We start from the raw sequence: 23,189 nt of genomic DNA, 5'->3' as shown, positions 1-23,189 counted from the left end.
CCAGCCTACTCGCCCCCTATTCCCACGAAAATGCAGAGCAATTTTCAAGACTTTCAATATTTTCTATAAAATCACTTGCCACACCCCCTCTATGATGGTCAGCTAGCGAGTAACACGCGCAGGCTGTGCCTTTCAGTCTGGGACTGCAAACCAATTGCCGGACGGAGAAACATCATGCCCTATATCGACTCGCTCAAAGTGTTTGTGCGTGTGGTGGAATTGGGCAGCATCACCTCTGGCGGCAGAGATTTGCGGCTCACCCCCGCCGTCGCTTCCAATCGCATCAAAGAGCTGGAAAGCCGATTGGGGGTTCGCCTCTTCAACCGCACCACCCGCAAGCTGACACCAACGGAAGTTGGCCGGGTTTTCTATAAGGAGGCGGTCAAGGTTCTGGACACCCTGGAAGAAGCGGAAGCCATAGTGGCTGGTTTTTCTGATCACCCCAAAGGTGTCATTGCGGTAGCCGCACCCTTTGGGGTCGGACGGCGTGTCATTGCCCCTTTGATCCCGCAATTTTGTGAGCAATATCCTGACATTGAAATTAGATTGCGGCTCTCAGATCGGCAAGTCGATATCCTGCATGAAGGGCTGGATGTCTCTTTCTTTGTCGGCGAGCTTTTGGATTCCAATCTCAAGCAACGCAAAATCATGGATTGCGAGCGGGTCCTGGCTGCATCGCCGGCTTATCTTGAAACGCGTGGCACACCCAACACGCCGCTCGATCTGGTAGAAGACCAGCATAATTGCCTGATGCTACGCTATCCGCGTTCTCCGGAGTATTTCTGGATGGTTGAAGGACAGGATGGCCCGATCAAGCTCGAAGTCTCTGGCCAATATGACAGCGATGATGGCGATGTTCTGACCGAGTGGGCCTTGGATGGGCACGGCATTGTCAACAAACCACGCTTTGACATCGCCAACCATCTTGCGAGCGGAACTCTGGTTCCCATTCTGGAAGAAACTCCGCCCATGCCTTCGAGCTTTGCCTGCCTCTATCCACACCGCAAACTGCTAGATCCAAAGATTCGGTTGTTTGTCGACTATATGGCTGATGAGAGCAAAAAGCAGGTTATGTCTGTTACGTCCTAGGACGTAGGCTCATAAATGCGGTGCATTTGGTAGAGGTAAGTTTTTTCGATCGCAAGGAGTAAGGATGCAGGCAATGTGTTGCATTTTCAAATCCTTGCGACGTAGTGATCGGAAAAAATCGCCCTATCCTTTGGACGACAAAATGGTCAAGCTCTGGCGTCGGCAAAGAGCTTGAATGGGCATCCAGCCCATCCTTCACTCTTTTTCTAGCCATATCAAACCATTTTGACGCCAAATACAGCTCATTTATGAGCCTACGTCCTAAGCCCTTTCGGGAAAGGCATATGGCGATTGACATTTTTATAGAGCAGATATCGAAACGGCCCCGGTCCTGACGCGTAGCACGCTTGCGGGCAAAAGGCGCGAAGCCACATATAGTCACCAGCTTCAACCTCAACCCAATCCTGATTGAGCAAATAGACTGCTTTCCCTTGCAACACGAAGAGACCATGCTCCATGACATGGGTCTCAGCAAACGGGATCACGCCGCCAGGTTGGAAGGTGACAATATTGACGTGCATATCGTGACGCATGTCATCTCCTTCGACAAAGCGCGTTGTCGCCCAAACACCATTGCAATCCGGCATCAGATCCGGAGTTATGTCCTTCTCATTGGCGGTGAAGGCAGATGGAATATCGATGCCCTCTACCACTTCATAATATTTTCTGATCCAGTGAAAGACTGCCCTGCCCTTGCTCCTGTTCCAAAGCTGCCAATCAGCATCTGATGGTAGATAAGCATAGCCGCCTTCGCCAAGCTTTTTGACCTCACCCAACAAGGTCAGCTCAACCTCACCCTCGACGACAAACAGCACATGTTCAATACCCTGTTCGGTCTCAGGTCTAGCACTTCCGCCGCTAGGTGATAGCTCGGTCAGGTAATGAGAGAAGCTTTCCGAGAAGCCTGATAAGGGACGTGACAGAACCCAACTTCTGCTGCCTTCCCAGAAGGGCAGATTTGAAGTGACAATGTCGCTCATCACCCCTTTGGGAATGACACAATAGGCGTCAGTAAAGACGGCTCGACCACTTGTCAGTTGACTTTGAGGAGGCAGGCCTCCGACCGGAGAATGATAGGATTTGTTGCTCATAGGGTCTTTCAAAATTGCAAAACGGAGCGCTCTTCTATCCGACTCATCAAAGCAAATTTGCGCTTGGCGGTCACTGCTTTCAGTCATGAAGGACTGCCTTGGAAAAATTGAAAATCAAAAATTCACCACTGCCCGACTTTGATGACACACAGCTTTTCTTGAGTTGTTTCAAGGACAAGCCATGCCTCGATCAGATGAGCTGAGAATCACTTAACATGATTCAAAATCCGATTCTAAACTAGCCTATAACATACTGATTAATATAAATAATTATACCCTCTTAAAGTAACATCCGCACTTTAACTCCTTAAAGTGGTTCAAGTTCAGAAAAAGATTCAAAGAAAAATTAAATACAGATCTGAATTTAATATAAAAACTTTTTTGCGTGACAAATTTTGCATTTTGTGATTAGTCAAAAGCTCAAGACAGGGGCGTCCGTTAAGTCGGGCTGAGAAGAACCCTTATCACCTGATCCAGATCATACTGGCGTAGGGAGTCGCGTCGGATAGTCTCAAAGCTTGTGTTGGGATTTATCCAGCCACTCCCTCCCAAGGGAGTGTTCATATGAGCGACGTTTCCTCCAAAAAATTGCATGCCGATATTCAGGCCTGTTTTGCTTCCATGCGTGCGACCAATCCATTGGTTCATTGCATCACCAATTATGTGGCCATGAATATCTCAGCCAATGTGCTGCTGGCTGCTGGTGCCTCACCTGCCATGGTACATAGCCCGGAAGAGAGTGGTGAGTTCGCAGCTATCGCATCTTCCCTCACCGTCAATATAGGCACTCTGTCTCCTCACTGGATCGAGGGAATGAAGAATGCAGCCAATGCTGCCAATGAAGCTGGCAAGCCGTGGGTCTTGGATCCCGTTGCTCATTTTGCGACGTCTCTTCGACGCGAGGCAGCAGCTGACTTGATGGCATTGAAGCCAACCATTGTCCGTGGCAATGCATCCGAGATCATGGCGCTGGCAGGTGAAGCCAGCTCCGGCCAAGGTGTCGATGCCGGTGATGAAGTTGCCGCTGCTGAAGGTGCTGCTCGTGCCCTTGCCAAACAACATGACTGTGTAGTCGCCGTGACCGGTGAAATTGACTTTGTTTGTGATGCCAATCGAGAGGCGCGTATTGCAGGCGGCTCCGCCCTGATGTCACAGATCACTGCGATGGGCTGCTCACTGACGACATTGGTGGGGGCATTTGCAGCAGTGGAGAAGGATGCGTTCCTTGCCACTGCTGCATCCCTTGCCCTGTTTGCTGAAGCAGGCACATGGACTGCTCAAACAGCCAAAGGGCCCGGTTCCTTTGCCTGGCAGTTTCTGGATCAACTGACCGCTCTCCAGCCAGAAGATATTTCTGCTGATCGGGTTGTTGCATGAGACAGATGATCGATCTTTCGCTCTATCTGGTTCTCGACCCCGACCTTTGTGAGCCTTTGGGTATGGTGGAGACCACCCGGCGAGCCGTTGCTGGGGGGATCACCGCCGTGCAACTACGCCATAAGACAGCGACTACAGAAGAGTTCATCGCCATTGGAAAGGAGCTGAAAGAAGTGCTGAAGGGCACCGAAGTCGCTCTGGTGATCAACGACAATGTAGAAGCTGCCCATGCCCTGCAAGCAGATGTCTTGCATATTGGTCAAGGGGATATGCCGGTTGAGGAAGCGCGTAAGCTGATTGGGCCGGAGATGATTTTGGGCCTATCCGTCGAGAGGCTCGATCTGGTCAAACAGGTCGATGCAAGTCAGGTTGATTATATCGGTATTGGACCTGTCTTTGCGACCCCAACCAAACCAGATCATAAACCTGCCATTGGCTTTGATGGATTGGCTGAGATTGCAGTTGCCAGCCCCGTACCGACGGTGGCGATTGGTGGCCTGAAAGCAGAGCATGTTGCGCAGATACTTGAGGCGGGCGCTGATGGCCTTGCAATTGTCTCAGCCATTTGCGGCCAGAAAGATGTAACCTCCGCAACCGAAGAATTTTCCAAATTGATCAAGGAGGCACGATCATGATTGCCACCGCTCTTTCCATTGCCGGTTCTGATCCCTCTGGTGGTGCTGGCATTCAGGCTGATTTGAAAGCCTTTTCAGCGCGTGGTGTCTATGGCATGACCGCATTGACGGCATTGACCGCGCAGAACACACAAGGGGTCAGCGGTGTTCATCTGGTGCCCCCATCATTTGTGGCCGATCAGATTGCCTCCATTTTTGACGACATCCGCGTCGATGCTGTCAAAATCGGTATGATTGCCAATGCTGATATTGCTGCAGCGGTTGCGGACGCCTTACACTCCCACAAGGATGTTCCGATTGTGCTGGATCCGGTGATGATTGCCAAAGGTGGTCATCCATTGCTGGAACCTGAAGCCATGGAGATGGTTCGTACGCGCTTGTTGCCATTGGCACACATGCTGACCCCTAACCTTCCAGAAGCCGCTGCTCTGCTTGGTCAGACCGAAGCCAAAACGCGTGATGAAATGCTTGCCCAAGGCAAGGCACTTCTTGCTCTCGGACCCAAAGCCATTCTTATGAAGGGTGGTCATCTGGATAGCGAAGAAAGTCCCGATCTTTTGGTCACGGAAGATGGAGTGAGTTGGTTCGAGGCCGAGCGCATCAATACGGTCAACACCCATGGTACAGGCTGCACGCTTTCTGCAGCCCTCGCTGCTGAACTTGCAAAGGAAAAAGATCCCGCAGCTGCGGTTGCGGCTGCCAAGTCCTATCTGGCTGGTGCGGTCGCCATGGCTGATGATCTGAATGTCGGTTCCCATAACAAGGATAAGACCGGTCACGGTCCAACCCACCACTTTCATGAATTGTGGGCTGAATAATACGCCCACCAATATCCCCCGGATGCGCTGTCAGTCATTGAGTGAGAGCGCGATTGATACAAAGACTTGAAAGGATCGCAGTCATGCGTCTCTTTGTTTTTCTTGCTTCACTTCTGTTTGCAGCGCCTGCATTTGCTGCCGATAAGCTGTCTCTGATCCTTGACTGGTTCGTAAACCCTGACCACGGCCCTATCATCGTTGCCCAGGAAAAAGGCTATTTCAAAGAGCAAGGCCTTGAAGTGGAAGTGATCGCTCCAGCTGATCCTGCTGACCCACCAAAGCTCGCTGCTGCTGGCAAAGCTGATCTGGCTGTTTCCTATCAGCCACAGTTGCATTTGCAAGTTGCTGAAGGTCTGCCACTGAAGCGCGTTGGCACCTTGGTTGGCACCCCACTGAACTGTCTTCTGGTTCTTGAAGACGGTCCGATCAAGAAGATTTCAGATCTGAAAGGCAAGAAGGTTGGCTTCTCTGTTGCAGGTGTTGAAGAAGCCGTTCTAGGCACCATGCTGGCGTCAGATGGTCTGAAAATGACCGATGTCGAGATGGTCAATGTCAACTGGTCGCTGTCTCCATCCCTGATGAGTAAACAGGTTGATGCTGTTATCGGTGCTTTCCGTAACTTTGAGCTGAACCAGATGGAAATTGAAGGCATTGCTGGTCGTTGTTTCTACCCAGAAGCACAGGGCATCCCATCCTATGATGAGCTGATCTATGTCGCCAATCCAGAGAAAATGGATGCTGACAAGATCAAGCGCTTCCTGGCAGCTACCGAGAAAGCAACCCAGTTCATCGTGAACTATCCGGAAGAATCCTGGAAAATCTTCTCTGGCACCTCCAAAGAGCTGCAAGATGAGTTGAACGCCAAGGCCTGGGTTGATACCTGGCCACGCTTCACCCTGTCTCCAGCGGCGCTCGACCATGGTCGTTACGCTCGCTACGAAGACTTCCTGCTGAAATCTGGTCTGACCAAGAAAATTCTACCAGTTTCTGATCTGGCAATCGATCTGGGTGCAGCCAAATAATGACGGCTCATCCTGACTATGGCCGGGCATATCAGCTCTGGCGACAGGCAAGCGGCAAGGCATGGGATCTCTATGCCCGCCACGCCTTTGTAGAAGGACTAAAAGACGGCACATTGCCGAAAGAAGCCTTTCTGCACTATCTCATCCAGGATTATGTCTTTCTGATCCACTTCTCCAGAGCTTGGGCTTTGGCAGTGGTGAAATCGGAAAGCCTGGAAGAGTTGAAAATCGCCTCTGGCACCGTCAATGCGCTGGTCAATTTCGAGATGCAACTCCATGTCGGCATTTGTGCCGAACATGGCATCAGCGAAGAGCAGCTGTTTGAAGCCGAGGAAGAATTTGCCAATCTTGCCTATACCCGCTATGTGCTGGATGCAGGGCAGAATGGTGACCTGGTTGATCTTCTGGCTGCCCTGATGCCATGCGTGCTTGGCTATGGCGAGATTGGTGAACGTCTGGGGCGTGAAGCAACTGAGGGCACTCCTTATCAGCAATGGATTGATACCTATGCTGGCGAAGAGTTTCAGGATGTTTGCCGCGATGTTGGTAGCATGCTTGATCGCGCAGTCGCCGCCCGTATCGGCGACGACTTCGAGTCTTCCCCACGTTGGGCCAAACTGTGTGAGCGCTTCACCATGGCTACCAAGCTGGAAGCAGGCTTTTGGGATATGGGTATGGCGGGAGCTGACTAGTAAAGCACTCACCTGCCCCACAAAAGACAAACGATAATAAGGCGATGGAATGGCGAACCCGATTGGAATTTCCCTTACAGGTAAGGCGCATTTTGATGCGGTACCCTTGTTTGACCAATTGGAACTTACCTTGAAACCCGGAGAATGGACCTGCCTGCTTGGTCCATCCGGGATTGGCAAGACAACCATCCTTCGCCTTATTGCCGGTCTGGCAGCCGGAGTGACTTTCGAAGGCTCCATTGATGCAACGGACGGTCAGCCGCTTAGCGATCGCTTGGCCTATATGGCCCAAACCGATTTGCTGATGCCTTGGGCAACCGTGCTCGACAATGTGCTGATCGGAGCACGACTACGCGGCTCCAACGGCGACAAAGATAAAGCGCAGGATCTCCTGGCCAAGCTTGAGCTGGCAGATCACATCTCCAAGAAACCATCAGCCCTTTCTGGTGGTCAACGGCAACGCGTTGCTCTCGCCCGTACCTTGATGGAAGAACGCTCCATCGTGCTGCTGGACGAACCTTTCTCAGCGCTGGATGCCCGCATGCGGTCTGAAATGCAGGAATTGGCTGCCGAATGGCTTCAACATTCGACCATCCTTTTGGTTACCCATGATCCAGCAGAAGCTGCCCGGTTAGGCGAGACTATCTATCTAATGAGTGAAAAAGGTCTCAGCGAAGTGGAACCACCAGCCAGCCCGGCTGTTCGTGCGGTTGATGATGAAGCAATGCTGGCCTGTCAGGGAAGGCTTTTGAAGCAATTGCGGGAGGCGAGATCATGACCTTGTCCAAATCTCTTCATTCCGTGCTTCGCCCCCTTGCTGCGACCGCTCTCATTCTTGCAATCTGGCAGGCATTGGTCAGCTTTGCTGATATCCCATCCTTCATTCTTCCCGGTCCAGGAAAAGTGATCAATACTCTGTGGTCATCACGTGAGCTGATATTCGAACATAGTCTGATCACTGCATGGGAAGTGATCCTTGGCCTGGTTCTGGGTACACTGTTAGGCGGACTAACAGCTCTTAATCTGGCGACCTCCCCGATGGCTCGCTATTTGATCAAACCTGTATTGGTGCTGACGCAAGCTCTACCAGTCTTTGCCTTGGCGCCCCTGCTCACCCTTTGGCTTGGCTATGGCATCAGCTCCAAAATTTTGATGGCAGTGCTGATCATCTATTTCCCGGTGGCCTCCAGTTTCTTTGACGGTTTGATGCAGACACCGAAAGGCTGGCTGGATTTGGCGCATGTCATGAATGGCAATGCGAAGCGTATTCTTTGGCGTATTCGAATGCCTGCAGCCATCCCATCCTTTGCTTCAGGTCTGAGATTGGCGGCAGTCTATGCCCCAATCGGGGCTGTGATTGGCGAATGGGTCGGGGCTTCCAAGGGGCTTGGATATTTGATGTTGCTGGCCAACGGTCGCGCCAAGATCGATCTGATGTTTGCAGCGCTCTTTGTGTTGGCGCTTTTGACCCTGCTTCTCCATATCGGGGTTGGCAAGATCTGTGACCGGCTGATCCGTCACTATCAATAGGCACAATTAAGACGCAAAAAAACGGACTTTTGGCAGACCTCAGACCTCGTGTTTAACAATTCCCTCGACTGATCATCAGGTCATTCTCGCTGCCTTTTGCGGGCAGATACTCTTGCCGTTGAATGATTGTCTCTACGCTCTGAGGCCAATCATTCCCCATGTAACGCGGATCTCCGCTTCACATCCGTTTAACGCGTCAGGACATTTCATTTCTTCTAGAGGAAGTATTTCCTTATTGACTGGCAATATCGAAAATCGCCTGGATAGAGGCGATGTGCTGCATTTCCGGTAAACAGATCAAAAAATGCGAGACCGTAAGCTCATTGTCATCAATTGGAATGGCAACCAGATTGTCCAATTCCGTCACCTCTCCCGCCATTGCGATTCCCACCCCCATTCCACTCTGAACAGACGTGACAATCGATCCCCACGACCCTAATGCCAGCACAGTCTTCAAGGAGATGCCTGCCTTGATTGCATTGGCCTCGAAAACCCGACGTGTTTCGGAGCTTTTTTCTCGTTGAATCAGTGGCAAATCTGCCAGTTGCTTCCATTGCAACATCTCGAATTGTGCCAGAGGATGCTCCTTGCCAACCACCGCAACCATCTGTTCGATACGCATTTCAAAGGCATTTACTTCAGGTGGCGGGGATTTGGCCGAGATGAAGGCCACATCAAAATTGCCATCCTGCAGTAAAGGCATGAGATCATGCGAAGCCATAGCCCTGGCCTCGATATTCACATCGGGATATTGTTCCATGAATTTTGAAATTACCGGCAGAGCAAATTGATATGTTGAATATCCCAGTCGAATGGTGCCCGTTTGGAGTTGCTTGCGGCCCTCGAGAATTTGCTCGACTTCCCGGGTCATGGCCAAAACGGAACGTATCCGGGAAAGAACTTCACTGCATAACTCGGTCGGTTCAGCAAGACGTCCGTTACGATGAATGAGTTGAGCGCAATAATGCTTTTCCAATGCCAGCAGATGATTGGAGACCGACGGCTGGGAAATACCCAATTCTTTTGCAGCTGCAGAAAAACTTCCAGTACGAACCACGGCTTCAAGTGCACGCAATTGATTGATGGAGAGTTTCATGACAGCTCCTAAGACTTCACCAGGCCTTGCGCCATTACAGCCAGCGAGGAAGACCTATAGTCTATCGAGCTGCCTAAATAAAAGCAAAAAGCGCACGGACTGAAAGGATTCTCCGCACGCTTTGCCAGTTGAATGACAATGCCCTAACAATCGATGATTTTTCCTGTCCGGTCACAGTGTCCAAAACTCTCGGAAATCACTGGCGATCGATTGATAAATCCTCAAGTATGGAATCTATCTCATCCTCTTCCATTGTATCAAGGAACTTCACACCATACCCTGTTGGACGCACCGCAACAATCTTGCCCGAAAATTGACGATCACCCAGCATCAATGAAATGCGCTCACCTTTGCGATATAGCAAATAGGTACTTGCAGGGCGAAAAAGAACGCCTCCGGCGGAAATCTCCTTGATCACCCCTTCCAGAGGCACCGAACGTTCCAAGACCGTCATGACAGCAATGATAAAGCACTCATGACGAGCATGACGACGCAGATGCTTGTTTTCTTTCTGATCTTGCATGATGCGATTATGCAAGACCTTGGTATCTTTCTTGATCAGACCTTCAACACTCATAATCCCACTCTCTTATCCCGCTGACTTTGTAGCAATGTTCAAGGTGCCATCCTGGATGCGCTTTTGTTGCTCCTCCTCCTGCATCAATTGATGCAGATCCCAACGATCTGATGGATTGGGGCCGTGATCATCTTCACGAATTTCTGCCTCAAACTCTTCACTCAATCGCTCTTTCAGATTACCGAGTTCCAGAGGATCCTTTGTATTGATTGTGACATTGTCTTGACGCTTCAGAGTGAGCTTGAGTTGGGAGCGGAGCGCCGCATCCTGATCATTCATGTCACTGTCGGACTGGTTGGATACCTCATCACCGGACAGGGCTTCCTTGTGCTCGCGGAGCATTTGTTGATGCAAATCAAGCGCGCCTTTATCAAGTTCGTTGATCAACTCATTCGCTTCAGAACGATCCTGATCATTCAGACTGGATTGGGTTTCGATGGACAGCGCCAGTGTGTTCAAATTCTGATTGACCGCATCAATGCGATTACGCATGCGCTCCTGACGGTCCGCCAGTCTGTCCTCCATATGCGCCATCAAATCTTTCAGATCATAACGACTTTGCATGGCCCTTGATGAGCGATCCAGCACCTGCACCATGGATGATTGCTGTTGCGCCATGGAAGAAAGTGAGGTCAGCATCGCGTCACTATTACGTTGATCCTTTTGCTGCTGTTCCACCATGGACTGCACAGCACTGGTCAGTGTCTCCATTTGATTGCGGACACGGCCATTGTTGGCCATGGTGTGACGAGCCACTTTATAAAGAAGCTGTAGTTGCCGGGCACTGACACCATTGGTTCCGTTGGAGACCTCTTCCAGTTCTTCATCAACAGCATGTGCATTTTCGTCAATCTGAGCAACACCAGCCAACCATTCTTCAAAGTTGGTCCGCAAATCATTGGAAGCCTTGGCGGCAAAACGCCCCATCACACCAAGGGTCAATGAGGTAACCAGTCCGAACAAAGAGGAAGAGAAACCGGTTGCCATACCTTTGAGTGGTTTTTGCAGATTGTCCATCAGTTTGGCGACAACTGCCATTGCATCGCCATTGGTCAAATCCAGAGCACCAAGAATGTCACCGACCGATGCCAATGTTGCCATCAAGCCGACAAAAGTGCCAATCAGTCCCAAGAAAACAAGAATGCCGGTCACATATTGCTGCAGGCTTTTCTGGTCCGCCAGCCGCCCGTCAACACCATCGACCAGGGTCGACATGGTGGAAGGCGAAATGGATAGGCTCTTATGCCGTGCAATCTGCTCGGAAATCAATTGATGGGCGTGGCCCAGAATGGTTGGCTTCTTATAGATTGTCGCGAGCTCATTACAGCGATAATAACGCCAGAGCGGATCATTTGCTTCCTTGTCTGCAACATTGCGCGTGTCTTCAAACTCTTCCTTCAACGCTTCAAAAGCATGGATTTCGTTTTCCAGCTTCATAACATCGCGATACATCAGAAAGGCACCGAAGATGAAGGTACCAAAAATTGTCAAATTCAGAAAAACATTGGATTTGACTGCTGAGATCACGAAATCCAGCTGCCAAACGCCCAGCGAAACCATAAGGAAGAGGACAAATGTCATTCTCCCCAGCTGGGACTTCAAGTCCTTGATCATATCCGGCTGCCTATTCTGTAAACGCTTGTACTTCAGAAACACCGGGCTGCATCACGCTCAGTTTAACTGTCGCTTGCAGCACCCCACCATATGAGGCTCAAATTAGCGCTATTCCCTTTACAATAGGTTAGAGCTGACAAAAACTTGCGAAAATTGCGGACTTTTGAATCAAATTTTATCGATTCACATAAAGAAACCGTATACATGCTCTTTAAGTTATTGCTTTATAATTACTTTGACCTTGTGCTTGAGTGTCTCATCATCGGTCTCTCGCACACGAACCGTGATATTTTTCTTTTCGATTTTTGCCTTCAGCAAAGAGTTTCGGGTGTTCATGGCACGGTAATAGGCAACACGGCGCGCTTCGGAAATCGAGCCGATTTTTGACTCTGCAAATGACCATATTTCCAGCTTGGCATCTTTTGGCAAATCTGGATTTCCCTGAATGAATCCGAGAACTTCTCGATCGGAATTGTCATCCAGCTTGATTGTCTTTTCATCAAATTTCAAAGTCAGAAATTCGTGGGTGGATGATATCTGTACCGGCCCGGTCTTGAGCTTGTCCGGATCGGTCTCATCACTGGCCACGGTTATCTCTTTGGTCTTTTGCACTTCCTGGCTTCTCACCGCGAGCTTGGTTTCGCTATCGACTGTCATGTCAGCGCTTGTTGCCTTACCCAGATCTTCCTTGAATTTGCCGACTTTGCCCTCCAGACCAGACGCCTTTCCATCATTGGGATTCGTGCTGCTGCTTTGGCTTTGCGATTGGACTGAGGTTTGAGATTGCGCTTCCGACTGAGATTGAGATTGAGATTGAGATTGAGATTGAGATTGAGATTTTGCCTCGGACTTTGCGACTTCGCGAGACTGGCTCTGCGTTTCTGCCTGAGCCTGGATTTCAGATTTGCTTTCTTGTTGTTGCTGGCTTTCTTCCTTGCTCTCTAATTCAGAAGATTTTGCAACTTGCGCAAACTCCTTGGTCTGATTGGTTTGGCTATCTGACTTGAGTTCGCTCTCAACTTTGGAGTCGGCCGAAGCCTGATGTTCGCCGAGCTTTTTCCCGATCTGCTGAGACAACGAGAAAATAACGATGCCAAGGATGATGAGCAGAAAAGTGACAACCATCACAATGGTAGACAACGCATCCACGAATCCTGGCCAGTGATTTTCAGCTTCTTCCTGTCGTCTTGCCACGTTCGTTTTCCTTGGTTTTCGTTCTTAAGATAATTGTCGCCGAAACGGGTACAGGTTCGTTTGAAATATGCAGCTACGCATTGCGCTTGAGGCTGGAAAGCACCTTGTCTCGAGGCCCATCTGCGATCACTTTTCCCTTGTCCAGCCAGATCACTCGATCCACCAGTTTCAACAAATGCGTGCGATGCGTGGTCAAGACCAGAGTTTTATCAACCACCTCCCCGCGACAAGCGCGCACAAAATGCGCTTCCAGAGAATTATCCATTGCAGAGGTTGGTTCATCGAGCAGCAAGATAGGAGCATCATCGATCAGGGTACGTGCAAGACAGACGGCCTGTCGTTCCCCTCCCGACAAACGCTCACCACGTGGCCCCACCATGAGACCATAGCCTTGAGGATGGGCGGCAATAAATTCATTCAATCCGGTAATCTTACCGACTTCAAACAGGCGAGAGGATTCAACATCGCCGATTCCGAGGCAAATATTGTCACGCAGGGAACGGTCGAACAGAATGTTGTCCTGGGGCATGTAAGCCATGGTTCTGCGCAACTGCATCGGATCATATTGCTTGAGATTGAAATGATCGAACAAGATAGTGCCCGCAGTTGGCTCCAAAAATCTTGGTATCATTCGCAACAATGTTGATTTTCCAGAACCATTACGGCCAATGATGCCAACTTTTTCACCCGGTTTGATTGTCAGGCAGATGTCATCTAGACAGCGTTGTTCCGATCCTTCAAATTGGAAGGATACATTGTTGAAAGCAATTGAAGCAGCGTGCTTTTTCAAAGGCTGACGGGTGGTATCTCCAGCGGCCTCTTCGCTGGCTTCCATTAGCCTTTGCGCTTTTTGCAAGATTGAGGACAACATGGATGCCCTGCCTAGCAGCGAAACGATATTGCTTGTGGGTGCGATAACCCGACCGACCAACAGTATGGAAGCGGCCAGATTACCAACGGTCATCAGGCTATTGCCAATTTGATAGACACCGATCATGACCGTTAGAACGATCGCCAGTTGCGATGCCGCCATCGTGGCTTGCATGGCGAATGTATTATGGAGCCTTGCATGGTGGGATGTGATCGCCTGATTATCGGTCAATCGCTCCCAATTGGCGAGAAGCCGATTTTGAGATCCGGTTGCCTTGACGGCTTCCAATGCCTCAATAGTTTCTGCCATCTGATTGGTTTTTTGATGCAACAACCGGGCATCTTGCTGACCATTCTTTCGCGAAACGCGGAAACCATACCCCAGCATCAGCGCAATAACGATACCGCCAGTTATGGCACCCCATACAGCAGCTCCGCCCAAATAGGCTATCAATGCGATAATCAGAATAACGAAAGGCAGATCAATGGATAATGCAACCAGCAATGAAGGACCTATCAAACAGAGTCCCTCCATCTCGCGCAGGGTATCCGCCAGGCCTCCCGGTGTTCTTGGAGCATCTTTCAATGGCATTCGCGTCAGGCGCTTATACAAACGTGATTGCAATTTCACACTCGCAGCCAGACCAATTGCATCAGCAAGATTGAGACGTACATAGCGCAAACCCAAATCAATAGCCATTGCCAGCAACACTCCGATGGACAGAGTCCATAGAGTTTCCGTTGCAAAATGTGGGATCACTCGATCGTAGACAGACATGATGAATATCGGTAGAGCGATCATCAGAAGATTGGAGATACCAGCTGCGATCATCAACTGGATCAAAAGCACCTTGTTCGCTTTCCAGACATGCTCAATCAACCATTGCAACAGGCCATCTTTTTCTGATCGATAACCCTGATGACTGGTATGCTCATGCGACTTCGACGCCGTTTCCCCATCAAGCTGCACCTCTTGATTGCGGTCTGGCTGTAAAGCATAGAAAAGACCGCTGTAGGTACGTGCAAGATCGTGCGCTTCAAGCCTTACGAAATCTCCTTTTGGCGTCTCAATCACCAATGAACCATCATCAGCGACCGCCAGGAGCAGCAGGCATAGATTGTTATCCAATGCCAGAATTGCAGGGCAGTGCTGTTGTTTGAGGGAAGACAGCGCCTTTTCGTGACGAAAGATCGTGCAGGCTTGTGCCTCGGCCTCCACTTCAATCAATTCCCACGTTGGAAATTCATCGGTCAGGTCAGCAGCGTCGTAAGATCTGCTTCGTGCATGGTCTGACCACTGCGATGCAAGAGCCCTCATCACCAAAAAGAGATGCTGACCATGAGAAACATGAAAGGCAGTCAGATCCATCTTTTGTGGATCAAACTGATCCAGATTCATATCTGGGTGAATGGAACCTTTAGGCGATTTGGAAGCGTCAGGAGGCGTATCTTTTGTAGCTGGGCGTTTCAAGGATCGTTTGACTTCACCCTTGTTACCACCATTATCATTGTTCGGTTTTTGAAATTTAGACATGGCTAGCTTATCGCCTCGCGCCTGCTTGTCCCCATAAGCAAGGCTAAAAACTGGTTCACATCGAACCAGAATCCCCCACCTTTTTCAGCCTCAGTAATAAACGGTTAAGCTTAACACTTTCTAAAGCCAGACTTACTAGTATGAGGTCATCTCCTTTGATGACCAATCTTTTGTGCGGTGAAAAGTCGGTAAGTTTTACGCATGGCCAAGTCAAATAATCCGCAGGGTTCCGAGCAGAAAAGCTTGGGAAAGCTGGGTCTTTCAGATTCCACAGATCCTATCAGGATGGAACGCCCCTATATGCGTCAGACTGATCATATTGCCAAGCGCTCGCACAAGATTTTCACCTATGTCACTCTCATAGGGCTGGCTGGCTTCTTAAGTTGGTCCGCCATGGCCAGTATCGACCGCGTAACCCGTGGAACCGGCAAGATTGTTCCTCTGCAACAAAACCAGATGGTACAACATCTGGAGGGCGGCATAATGACTGCTCTCTATGTGAAAGAGGGCGATAGAGTCAAAAAAGGCGATATCTTGCTGCGCATCCAGAACAATTTTTTCAATGCCGAACTCAAGCAAGTGAAACTGGAGCACACAGCGCGCCTCCTGCGTCTTCATCGATTGAACGCAGAAATTCGCGGACTGGGCAGCCTTGCTTTCCCCCCTGCTCTAGCAAACTCCGCTTCCGATCTCGTCGACAATGAAATGGGATTGTTCGAGCGACGCAGAGAAACCCTGGCTGGTCAGTTAAAAATCTTCGATGATCAGATCCGCCAAAAGGAACTGGAACTTGCAGGCCATAGAGTTCTGATGAATGGCAAAAGTGCGGAGCGCGCCCTGACACAAGAACGCGTTGATAGCAATCGCCGTTTGCTCAAGGTAGGGGCAGTCTCCAAAACTGACCTCTTAAAACTGGAAACATCTCTGGCCCAGATTGAAACACAGCTGGGTGGTTTGCGGTTGGCAATCCCAAAAACCGAAGCATCTCTCTCCGAAATCAAGGAACGGCGCAAGGATTTGTTGTTGCGCACCAAGGAAGCTGCCGCCAACGAACGAACCGAGGTGGAAGTACAACTTGCCAAGCTGAATGGCAGCATGCAGGCCATGAAAGACCGTAACCGTCGCTCGGATGTGCGAGCCCCTATCTCAGGCACCGTGAACTCGGTATTTGTCTCCACTGTTGGTGGTGTTGTACGCTCTGGTCAAAATCTGGTGCAAATCGTTCCTGGCGAGACCTCCATCGCCATCGAAGCCCGTTTGTCACCCAAGGATCGAGCAGAAATATGGCCAGGTCTTCCCGGTATCGTAAAAATCTCGGCCTACGACTATTCAATCCATGGTGGCCTCAAAGGCAAGATCACCGAAATCTCACCTGATGCTCTGCAGGATCAGAAAGGCAATCCCTATTTTCGTGTGAGATTAGAGGCAGATGTCAGCAGCTTTGGGGCCGATAAACCCGTAGTACCCGGCATGTTGGCAGAAGTGGATATTCTGACCGGAGAACGCACCGTCCTGAACTATCTTCTAGCTCCGGTTCGCCGCCTGCAGGAGCGCGCTCTTCGCCAGTAATACCAACGGTGGCTACATGGCCATGCAGATTTGCGTTTGCAATGTAGCGCAACAAGCCTCTGCACTTAGCCTCGGAGATACGGTTCGGTGATGTCGTTCATGAAACTGAATATTCTGAACAACTGTGACATCATGGCGAAAGCTGAAAATAAAAAAGTGCTGAAAAACAAAGCAAATTTGAATAATGTCGATTTCTACATTTCATTATTCCTATAAATTTCAGCCATGTATTTAAGATGAAAGACTATTTGAAATTTTACAACACATTGATTTTCCTGATAATATTTTCATGTTTTCCATCTACTGTTCTATCCCAGAGTCGTTCTCTCGATTCGCCTCAATTGATGGATTCAGGGGAGGCTTATCTGAAAGCTCTTCGCTTCAAGCGCATCGATCATGATATTACATATTTCGATCCCTCCGCGCCGATGCCTGCGTTGGAGATAAATGCACTTCCGGATCCGAAGCAACGGGACAGCAACCAAAAAAACTGGGCGGGAATTTCGGAAACCTGGACTGTTACGAGAACCATGTTCCTAGTTGCAACAGTCGTGCTTCTTACGTTGACTATCTCGTTGTTCGTTAAATTCGGTGGCAAAATTACATTATCCTCACGAGGTGAGATTGATAACGCTTACAGTCGGCGAAGACGGTCAAAGTCCGGAGGCGTGTCACTGTATGACGATATCCTGCCGCTCAAGGACATTGTAAAACTGGCTGATCGCCGTGAAGCAATCATCCAGCTGTCGCGATTTGCCCTGAACGCGGCTGCGAAACTGGATAGCGTTCTGCTTCAACCGAGTTGGACTGGCAGAGATGCTCTGCGGCATCTTGTCAAAGGTCAAACCTACGCAGGTGCGCTTTCATCGGTTGTGTTTGCCAGCGAGGAAGTTCAGTTTGGTGGACGCGATATTTCAGAGCAGGAATTCGAAGCATTGAGAGCCGAAATAGACCCTCTGCTGAAGCAGGCGGAGGCTTGATATGCAGGAAGCCGCACCAAACAGTTTCAAACAAATGCGCGTCGAAACCCTTGCCATTATGGGTGTGGTTGTGGCGGCTATTGTCATACTATTCATTGTTTTGTCCGGGCGTCAGGCTGCCCTTCGGGCAAGCAATGTCGGTTTTGACGGTTTGCAGGTGTGGCTGACTGCCAACAAGATGAGTGCGCAGAGTTTCACTGGTGGCTGGCAGCTTGAGCCTGATACGATCGGGTTGCTTGTCGTTCCTGTGTTCGATTCCCGGTTTGATCAGAAACGCGTTGCTCCGAAGACAAAAGAAGAGTTTTTGCAACAGCAGGATGAGTATGATCTGCGCTTTTCGCCTTTGAGCAAGAAGCGATCAAGCGTCCCCACAATGGTTGTGTTGCCCAAATGGCGGTCCGGTGTTCGGCTGGCGGATGTCGCACATCCGGAACTTTTGATTGAAAATGGCCGCATATCGGACATGCTGCAGCGATTGCTACCTGACAAGCAGGCGGCGCTGGTGCCGCCAACAGATGCATTCACACACATTGACTATCATGGGGCAGAAGGGCAACGTTTGACAGCGACGCTTTACGCGGCGCAATTGTTTGCCAGCAAATATTGTAATCCCGTCATTGGCACGCAAAAAGCCATGATACTCGCGGAATGCCTATTTGAAGCTGGTAAATCAGATGGTGTTGATGCAACAGGCAAATTTCTGATCCTCTCAGATCCTGATCTCCTGAACAATCATGGGCTCAAATTGGGAGACAACGCATTCATTGCACGCCATTTTCTGAAATCCCGGGTCGGGGATAATCGCGTTGTCATCGATTATTCGGAAAGCAACTGGATCAAATCCACCGCAAACATTCCAAAGCGGGAGCGCAGTTGGGAGGATCTGCTGCGCTTTTTTGAACCACCTTTGCTGTTTCTTTGGCTGTCGTCCGCCTTTTTGTTTGTTCTTCTTACCTGGCGAGGGGCCGTCAGATTTGGTCCCGCCAAAGTGGTAGCCTTCAATGACGGTTCAAAACAATCCACGATGATTGCCGCCTTTTCCAAGATTATGCGCATTTCCGGTCAGGACGGAGCGATGGCGTCGGAATATGCCACAGCGCGGATTTCAGCGGTGGCATCTTCTCTTTTTGGTCCGGCCCAGGCGAGGATAATGGCAAGGGAAGACAATTTTGTCACTTATGTCAGAAAACGGGACAGCAAGCTGGCTGATCGACTAAGTACCGCCCTGAAAAAGATACATAGGCTACCAAGCCATGCATCTTCTGAAGCTGCGATGAAGCAAATTGATGAACTCGAACAGGTATTGGAAAGCATAGCCCATGGATCTTGAAAACTTGCGACAGCAAACCGATGCCCTGCGTATCGAAATTGGAAAAATGGTTCTTGGGCAGGATGAGATTGTCGAACTGTTGCTGGTATCCCTCTACGCCCGTGGCCATGTGTTACTTGAGGGACCTCCGGGAACAGCGAAAACCCTGCTCGCCAAAAGTTTTTCCTCTGCCCTTGCCCTTGAATTCGGGCGGATTCAGTTCACTCCCGACCTGATGCCGGGGGATGTACTCGGCGCGTCAATTTTCGATTTCAAATCAAACAGCTTCATTCTGACAAAAGGGCCTGTATTCTCACAGATTCTGCTTGCCGATGAAATCAACAGAGCTCCTCCCAAAACCCAGGCTGCCCTTTTGCAGGCCATGAATGAGCGCGTTGTCAGCATTGACGGAACGGATCATGAGCTTGGCAGGGAATTCATGGTCATTGCCACCCAGAACCCGATCGAGCAACAGGGGACATATCCACTTCCCGAAGCCCAGCTCGACCGGTTTCTGTTCAAACTCATTCTCGACTTCCCTCCGGAAGACATTGAAATGGCCATTCTGCAAAATCATGCCGGGCGTCCCCTCAATGTCGGCCTCAGCACGGATGGCATTGCCAAGGTCATGACGTCCAGTGACCTAATGAGCATCCGTAATCTGATCGACAAGATCATTTTGAAGGATGATATTCTCGCTTATATCCTGCGTCTTGTGCGGGCAACCCGGGAGAGTTCGGAAATAGCCTATGGTGCATCAACAAGGGCAGCGGATGCCCTGGTCGGGGCCACCCGGGCGATTGCTGCGATCAATGGCCGGGATTATGCCATTCCTGACGATGTCAAAAAACTATTCATTCCTGCAATGAGGCACAGAATCCTGCTTCTTCCGGTTGCTGAAATCGAAGGCAGAAGCCCGGAACAGGCCCTTGAAAATATTATCAACCAGATAGAGGCCCCACGCTGATACGCCCAACCAAAAAATTGCTGATCTTCGGCATGAGTGCAACGGTTGTTTCGGTGCTTATCATTGTCGGTGGAGAGAGCCTGCATGACTTTGCGTTGCTACCACCTGCCGCGTTGGGGATGATGCTGGTCGTCGATCTTCTTTTGTCATTTTCCAGACCACGAAATGTTGAAACTGATGTTTCAGATGAGGTTTTCATTGGGGAAGAGGCAAATATTCGTCTGCAATTCGGCAGATTTCGTTCGGATCTGAGGGTACGAATTGATTGGCCGGAGGGTTTGAAAGGACCGGTAGAAACTGTTGTGGATCGGGAAACATCTGTTGCAACGGCAAGATTCAAAGCCACAAGGCGGGGCAGCTGGGCCATCGACTATGTATGGATTGCATGGGAGTCCCGGTTTCAGTTGCTGGAATTTGTTCCTCGACTTCAGCTCGGCACAGTCATCAGGGTTGTCCCGAATATCCGATTGGTTCAATCAGGCGCGATCACGACCAAGGTTCTTTCATCCCTCTATGGAGTGAAAGAAAACCGTTCGCTTGGAGAAGGATCGGAATTTCATCAGTTGCAGGAATTTGTAACCGGCATGGACCCGAGAACGATCGACTGGAAGCGTTCAGCCAAACTTCGAAGTCTTGTTGCCAAGGATTCCCAGGCTGAACGGAACCACCACGTCATCATCGCTTTGGACAATGGTTATCTTATGGCGCAGAAGGTGGGAACTGTTGCAAAAATAGATTTCGCAGTAACGGCTGCCCTTGCGGTTGCATGGGCTGCAGCCATTGGTGGCGATCTTGTTGGTTATCTCAATTATGATGTCAAACCACGCCAGTATTTTGCGCCGGAGCCCGGCCGCAAGGCTTTTACCCGGTTGCGTAGTCATACAGCGGACATGAATTATGTAACACGTGAGACAAACCACACACTTGCATTGACTGAGCTCTATGCCAGATCGCCGAAACGAAGCCTGATCATTGTTTTCACCGATTTCATTGATACCACATCGGCTGAGCTAATGATTGAGAATATCAATCTTCTTGCGAAGCGTCATCTGGTGATTTTTGTCACTATCCGGGATCCGGAGCTGGACGGGCTGGCCAGGACCGCTGCTGATACTCTTGACGATGTTGCCGGTACGGTAGCGGCACATCAGACCCTCAACCAACGTCGGCTTGTTCTGGAACGGATAGAGCGGATGGGGGTGACCATTGTCGATACCACACCGGAGGCTCTCACTGCACAATTGATCTCTACCTATCTCGACATCAAGGCGAGGGAGATGATTTGATGGATCAACAGGAGCTCATGCGTTCGGTTCGCTTCAGACGAGAACGGGAAGCCAACTGGAAGCAGCTGGAAAATCTGGTGAACGAGGCAGAGAGGGGCGGACTACAACAGATGAGCTTTTCCGAAGGAAGGGATCTGGTATCCCTCTATCGGCAAGCCACCACATCGCTGGCGATTGCAAGGGAAATATCACTCGACAAATCACTTTTGAACTATCTGGAGGGTCTGACAGCTCGTGCCTATCTGTGTGTTTATGCCCATCAGCAACCACTCGGCGGCATGGCTCGCAGGTTCTTTACCCAAAGTGCACCGCAGGCCATGCGTCGCTCGTGGTTGTATGTTTTGATTGGTTTCTTGTGCATGGGTCTTGGAACGCTTGTGGGCTTCCTTCTCTATTTTGAAAATTCAGCCTGGTATTATGTGTTCGTACCGGATGGTTTCTCGGCATTGCGAAACCCCGAAGCAACAACACAGGGTCTGCGCTCCGTTATTTATGACGAGAATCCGGAAGCTTCCGGCCTTGGTGCATTTGCCACGCATTTGTTTTCGCACAATACCCGGATTGCAATTTTTGTGTTTGGTTTGGGTGTTTTCCTGTGTATTCCTGCGGTGATATTGACATTTTACAACGGTCTTCTGCTTGGTGCATTTGTTGCCCTGCATGTCGAGAGAGGGCTTGGAGCCGATATTCTCGGTTGGCTGTCCATTCATGGTGTTACGGAATTGTCGGCCATTTACATTGCCTGTGGTGGTGGAATTCAGTTGGGCTCTGCGGTCCTGTTTCCGGGCAACCGACGGCGCATCGATGCCTTGCGCCTTGCAGGAAATGATGCGGTCAAACTGGCACTGATCGCAGCTCTTATGTTGCTTGTTGCTGCATTTCTTGAGGGATTTGCGCGACAACTTGTTCAGGATTTGAATGCACGATTGATCATCGGTTGGGGAATAGGTCTGCTGTGGCTGGTCTGGTTCCTTTTTGCAGGAAAGCGAAGTGATGACGCTACGGAAAAAGAAAAAGCGGCAACTGAAAGGCTCTCCTGATCAGGTTGTTCCCCCTGAAGGTGTTCCCATTCGGTTGAAGGTTGCTGGTGTTGGTGTTCGGCTGGCTGCACAGATTGCGGACATATTGGTTACAATAGTGGGTGCTGGCAGCCTGTTGTTGTTTTTGGTGGTCCTGAATCTGACATCGCCGAATACACTTTTGGCAATAGCTTCCCTTTTGTTTTTTGTGATCCGCATACCTTATTACATCATTTGTGAATTGCTCTGGAATGGTCAGACGCTCGGCAAGCGTTTCATGAAAATCAAGGTCATTGCCCATGATGGCGGGGCGCTGACTGCGCAGTCACTGGTCATGCGAAATCTCATGAAAGAAGCCGAAATCTTTTTGCCTGGCACATTGCTTCTGACCCTGAACGCCATCGATCATGTCTATAATGTGATGGCGCTCGGTTGGATAAGCATGAATTTTACCATTCCTTTTCTCAACCACCATCGCAGACGGTTGGGTGACCTGCTTGCTGGGACACATGTTGTGCATTTGCCGACACATGTTCTTTTGCGCGACCTCGCTGTTGACGGACAGATGGCAACAAGTCGGGAGGACGGATTTCATTTTCTTTCGCATCAACTGGATCATTATGGTGTGTTCGAATTGCAGACTCTGGAAACCTATCTCAGGAACAATCAGGCGGCCAGCTCGCCAGATGCCCACAACAGGCAGAAAAACACCACAGAAGTCATTGTCGAGAAAATTCGCAAAAAAATTGGATATGCGGATCCGGTTGCGCCTTCCGAGCGGATGGAATTCTTGCAGGCCTTTTACAGTGCTCAGCGCAAACATCTTGAGCAACGTCAGATCATGGGCGATCGCCGCAGTGACAAGTTTCATGCTGATCAGAACCAAGGGGACGCGTGAACAGCCATTTGGACAAAGCTGT

The 23,189-nt window shown here is 50.0% G+C and carries 21 protein-coding genes, 1 pseudogene and 1 riboswitch; of the genes and pseudogenes, 16 read left to right on the top strand and 6 right to left on the bottom strand.

Annotation, left to right across the window (positions count from 1 at the left end):
* Window positions 1-174 precede the first annotated feature (174 nt).
* Window positions 175-1,089 (top strand): LysR family transcriptional regulator, encoded by a 915-nt coding sequence (locus CRO57_RS02490; protein WP_097151816.1) that lies wholly within the window; start codon window positions 175-177, stop codon window positions 1,087-1,089.
* Between the two features lie 254 nt (window positions 1,090-1,343).
* Here CRO57_RS02490 and CRO57_RS02485 read toward each other — a convergent pair whose 3' ends face one another.
* Window positions 1,344-2,180: a bifunctional allantoicase/(S)-ureidoglycine aminohydrolase gene (locus tag CRO57_RS02485; protein ID WP_097151815.1), complete on the bottom strand. Its 837-nt coding sequence runs from the start codon at window positions 2,178-2,180 to the stop codon at window positions 1,344-1,346.
* Between the two features lie 417 nt (window positions 2,181-2,597).
* A riboswitch (TPP riboswitch) is annotated at window positions 2,598-2,692 on the top strand.
* A gap of 52 nt (window positions 2,693-2,744) precedes the next feature.
* Here CRO57_RS02485 and thiM point away from each other — a divergent pair.
* From thiM to CRO57_RS25335, 8 genes and pseudogenes are all read left to right on the top strand, one after another.
* Window positions 2,745-3,557, top strand: coding sequence for a hydroxyethylthiazole kinase (gene thiM / locus CRO57_RS02480; RefSeq protein ID WP_097151814.1), 813 nt, complete (start codon window positions 2,745-2,747; stop codon window positions 3,555-3,557).
* Complete coding sequence (gene thiE, locus CRO57_RS02475; RefSeq protein ID WP_097151813.1) at window positions 3,554-4,192, top strand: thiamine phosphate synthase; 639 nt, start codon at window positions 3,554-3,556, stop codon at window positions 4,190-4,192. The genes thiM and thiE overlap by 4 nt, the downstream gene beginning before the upstream one ends.
* Window positions 4,189-5,010 carry a bifunctional hydroxymethylpyrimidine kinase/phosphomethylpyrimidine kinase gene (thiD, locus tag CRO57_RS02470; protein ID WP_097151812.1) on the top strand — a complete coding sequence of 274 codons (822 nt, stop codon included), beginning with the start codon at window positions 4,189-4,191 and terminating at the stop codon, window positions 5,008-5,010. The genes thiE and thiD overlap by 4 nt, the downstream gene beginning before the upstream one ends.
* Window positions 5,011-5,093: 83 nt before the next feature.
* The gene (locus CRO57_RS02465) at window positions 5,094-6,032 is read left to right on the top strand and encodes an ABC transporter substrate-binding protein (protein WP_097151811.1); all 939 of its coding nucleotides are present in this window, start codon (window positions 5,094-5,096) and stop codon (window positions 6,030-6,032) included.
* On the top strand, window positions 6,032-6,724 hold the full coding sequence (gene tenA, locus CRO57_RS02460) for a thiaminase II (protein ID WP_097151810.1): 693 nt from the start codon (window positions 6,032-6,034) through the stop codon (window positions 6,722-6,724). The genes CRO57_RS02465 and tenA overlap by 1 nt, the downstream gene beginning before the upstream one ends.
* Before the next feature lie 49 nt (window positions 6,725-6,773).
* Complete coding sequence (locus CRO57_RS02455; protein WP_097151809.1) at window positions 6,774-7,502, top strand: ABC transporter ATP-binding protein; 729 nt, start codon at window positions 6,774-6,776, stop codon at window positions 7,500-7,502.
* A complete protein-coding gene (locus CRO57_RS02450) occupies window positions 7,499-8,254 on the top strand; it encodes an ABC transporter permease (RefSeq protein ID WP_097151808.1) in 756 nt (251 codons plus the stop codon). Before CRO57_RS02455 ends, CRO57_RS02450 begins: the two co-directional genes overlap by 4 nt.
* Before the next feature lie 100 nt (window positions 8,255-8,354).
* Window positions 8,355-8,475, top strand: a pseudogene (locus CRO57_RS25335) (IS481 family transposase); the annotation flags it as partial.
* Between the two features lie 11 nt (window positions 8,476-8,486).
* On the opposite strand, the gene CRO57_RS02445 reads toward CRO57_RS25335, so the two are convergent.
* The 5 genes from CRO57_RS02445 to CRO57_RS02425 form a co-directional block, all read right to left on the bottom strand.
* Window positions 8,487-9,350 carry a LysR substrate-binding domain-containing protein gene (locus CRO57_RS02445; protein ID WP_097151807.1) on the bottom strand — a complete coding sequence of 288 codons (864 nt, stop codon included), beginning with the start codon at window positions 9,348-9,350 and terminating at the stop codon, window positions 8,487-8,489.
* Window positions 9,351-9,546: 196 nt separating this feature from the next.
* Complete coding sequence (locus CRO57_RS02440; RefSeq protein WP_097151806.1) at window positions 9,547-9,927, bottom strand: PilZ domain-containing protein; 381 nt, start codon at window positions 9,925-9,927, stop codon at window positions 9,547-9,549.
* A 12-nt stretch (window positions 9,928-9,939) separates the two neighbouring features.
* Window positions 9,940-11,508 carry a coiled-coil domain-containing protein gene (locus CRO57_RS02435; RefSeq protein ID WP_141401163.1) on the bottom strand — a complete coding sequence of 523 codons (1,569 nt, stop codon included), beginning with the start codon at window positions 11,506-11,508 and terminating at the stop codon, window positions 9,940-9,942.
* A gap of 249 nt (window positions 11,509-11,757) precedes the next feature.
* Entirely contained in the window at window positions 11,758-12,735 is a 978-nt protein-coding gene (locus CRO57_RS02430) for a hypothetical protein (protein ID WP_097151804.1), read from the bottom strand.
* Window positions 12,736-12,808: 73 nt separating this feature from the next.
* Entirely contained in the window at window positions 12,809-15,139 is a 2,331-nt protein-coding gene (locus CRO57_RS02425; protein ID WP_097151803.1) for an ATP-binding cassette domain-containing protein, read from the bottom strand.
* A gap of 201 nt (window positions 15,140-15,340) precedes the next feature.
* Between CRO57_RS02425 and CRO57_RS02420 the strand changes: the two genes are divergently transcribed.
* The 7 genes from CRO57_RS02420 (at window position 15,341) to CRO57_RS02390 (ending at window position 23,167) form a co-directional block, all read left to right on the top strand.
* Window positions 15,341-16,708, top strand: coding sequence for an HlyD family type I secretion periplasmic adaptor subunit (locus CRO57_RS02420; RefSeq protein ID WP_097151802.1), 1,368 nt, complete (start codon window positions 15,341-15,343; stop codon window positions 16,706-16,708).
* Between the two features lie 344 nt (window positions 16,709-17,052).
* On the top strand, window positions 17,053-17,688 hold the full coding sequence (locus CRO57_RS02415) for a hypothetical protein (RefSeq protein ID WP_097151801.1): 636 nt from the start codon (window positions 17,053-17,055) through the stop codon (window positions 17,686-17,688).
* Window position 17,689: 1 nt separating this feature from the next.
* Window positions 17,690-19,018 (top strand): hypothetical protein, encoded by a 1,329-nt coding sequence (locus CRO57_RS02410; protein ID WP_097151800.1) that lies wholly within the window; start codon window positions 17,690-17,692, stop codon window positions 19,016-19,018.
* On the top strand, window positions 19,008-19,964 hold the full coding sequence (locus tag CRO57_RS02405) for an AAA family ATPase (protein ID WP_097151799.1): 957 nt from the start codon (window positions 19,008-19,010) through the stop codon (window positions 19,962-19,964). Before CRO57_RS02410 ends, CRO57_RS02405 begins: the two co-directional genes overlap by 11 nt.
* 32 nt (window positions 19,965-19,996) lie before the next feature.
* On the top strand, window positions 19,997-21,250 hold the full coding sequence (locus CRO57_RS02400) for a DUF58 domain-containing protein (protein ID WP_097153154.1): 1,254 nt from the start codon (window positions 19,997-19,999) through the stop codon (window positions 21,248-21,250).
* Window positions 21,250-22,290: a stage II sporulation protein M gene (locus CRO57_RS02395; protein WP_097151798.1), complete on the top strand. Its 1,041-nt coding sequence runs from the start codon at window positions 21,250-21,252 to the stop codon at window positions 22,288-22,290. The genes CRO57_RS02400 and CRO57_RS02395 overlap by 1 nt, the downstream gene beginning before the upstream one ends.
* Window positions 22,244-23,167: an RDD family protein gene (locus CRO57_RS02390; protein ID WP_097151797.1), complete on the top strand. Its 924-nt coding sequence runs from the start codon at window positions 22,244-22,246 to the stop codon at window positions 23,165-23,167. The genes CRO57_RS02395 and CRO57_RS02390 overlap by 47 nt, the downstream gene beginning before the upstream one ends.
* Window positions 23,168-23,189 lie beyond the last annotated feature (22 nt).

Source organism: Cohaesibacter gelatinilyticus (assembly GCF_900215605.1).
GTDB classification, from domain to species: Bacteria; Pseudomonadota; Alphaproteobacteria; order Rhizobiales; family Cohaesibacteraceae; genus Cohaesibacter; species Cohaesibacter gelatinilyticus.
This window is presented reverse-complemented; position numbering and strand designations above follow the sequence as displayed.

Bases quoted from the DNA above. Each gene is read 5' to 3' on its own strand.
- CRO57_RS02490 (WP_097151816.1), top strand. From the start codon at position 175: ATGCCCTATATCGACTCGCTCAAAGTGTTTGTGCGTGTGGTGGAATTG.
- CRO57_RS02485 (WP_097151815.1), bottom strand. From the start codon at position 2,180: ATGAGCAACAAATCCTATCATTCTCCGGTCGGAGGCCTGCCTCCTCAA.
- thiM (WP_097151814.1), top strand. From the start codon at position 2,745: ATGAGCGACGTTTCCTCCAAAAAATTGCATGCCGATATTCAGGCCTGT.
- thiE (WP_097151813.1), top strand. From the start codon at position 3,554: ATGAGACAGATGATCGATCTTTCGCTCTATCTGGTTCTCGACCCCGAC.
- thiD (WP_097151812.1), top strand. From the start codon at position 4,189: ATGATTGCCACCGCTCTTTCCATTGCCGGTTCTGATCCCTCTGGTGGT.
- CRO57_RS02465 (WP_097151811.1), top strand. From the start codon at position 5,094: ATGCGTCTCTTTGTTTTTCTTGCTTCACTTCTGTTTGCAGCGCCTGCA.
- tenA (WP_097151810.1), top strand. From the start codon at position 6,032: ATGACGGCTCATCCTGACTATGGCCGGGCATATCAGCTCTGGCGACAG.
- CRO57_RS02455 (WP_097151809.1), top strand. From the start codon at position 6,774: ATGGCGAACCCGATTGGAATTTCCCTTACAGGTAAGGCGCATTTTGAT.
- CRO57_RS02450 (WP_097151808.1), top strand. From the start codon at position 7,499: ATGACCTTGTCCAAATCTCTTCATTCCGTGCTTCGCCCCCTTGCTGCG.
- CRO57_RS02445 (WP_097151807.1), bottom strand. From the start codon at position 9,350: ATGAAACTCTCCATCAATCAATTGCGTGCACTTGAAGCCGTGGTTCGT.
- CRO57_RS02440 (WP_097151806.1), bottom strand. From the start codon at position 9,927: ATGAGTGTTGAAGGTCTGATCAAGAAAGATACCAAGGTCTTGCATAAT.
- CRO57_RS02435 (WP_141401163.1), bottom strand. From the start codon at position 11,508: ATGACATTTGTCCTCTTCCTTATGGTTTCGCTGGGCGTTTGGCAGCTG.
- CRO57_RS02425 (WP_097151803.1), bottom strand. From the start codon at position 15,139: ATGTCTAAATTTCAAAAACCGAACAATGATAATGGTGGTAACAAGGGT.
- CRO57_RS02420 (WP_097151802.1), top strand. From the start codon at position 15,341: ATGGCCAAGTCAAATAATCCGCAGGGTTCCGAGCAGAAAAGCTTGGGA.
- CRO57_RS02415 (WP_097151801.1), top strand. From the start codon at position 17,053: ATGGATTCAGGGGAGGCTTATCTGAAAGCTCTTCGCTTCAAGCGCATC.
- CRO57_RS02410 (WP_097151800.1), top strand. From the start codon at position 17,690: ATGCAGGAAGCCGCACCAAACAGTTTCAAACAAATGCGCGTCGAAACC.
- CRO57_RS02405 (WP_097151799.1), top strand. From the start codon at position 19,008: ATGGATCTTGAAAACTTGCGACAGCAAACCGATGCCCTGCGTATCGAA.
- CRO57_RS02400 (WP_097153154.1), top strand. From the start codon at position 19,997: ATGAGTGCAACGGTTGTTTCGGTGCTTATCATTGTCGGTGGAGAGAGC.
- CRO57_RS02395 (WP_097151798.1), top strand. From the start codon at position 21,250: ATGGATCAACAGGAGCTCATGCGTTCGGTTCGCTTCAGACGAGAACGG.
- CRO57_RS02390 (WP_097151797.1), top strand. From the start codon at position 22,244: ATGACGCTACGGAAAAAGAAAAAGCGGCAACTGAAAGGCTCTCCTGAT.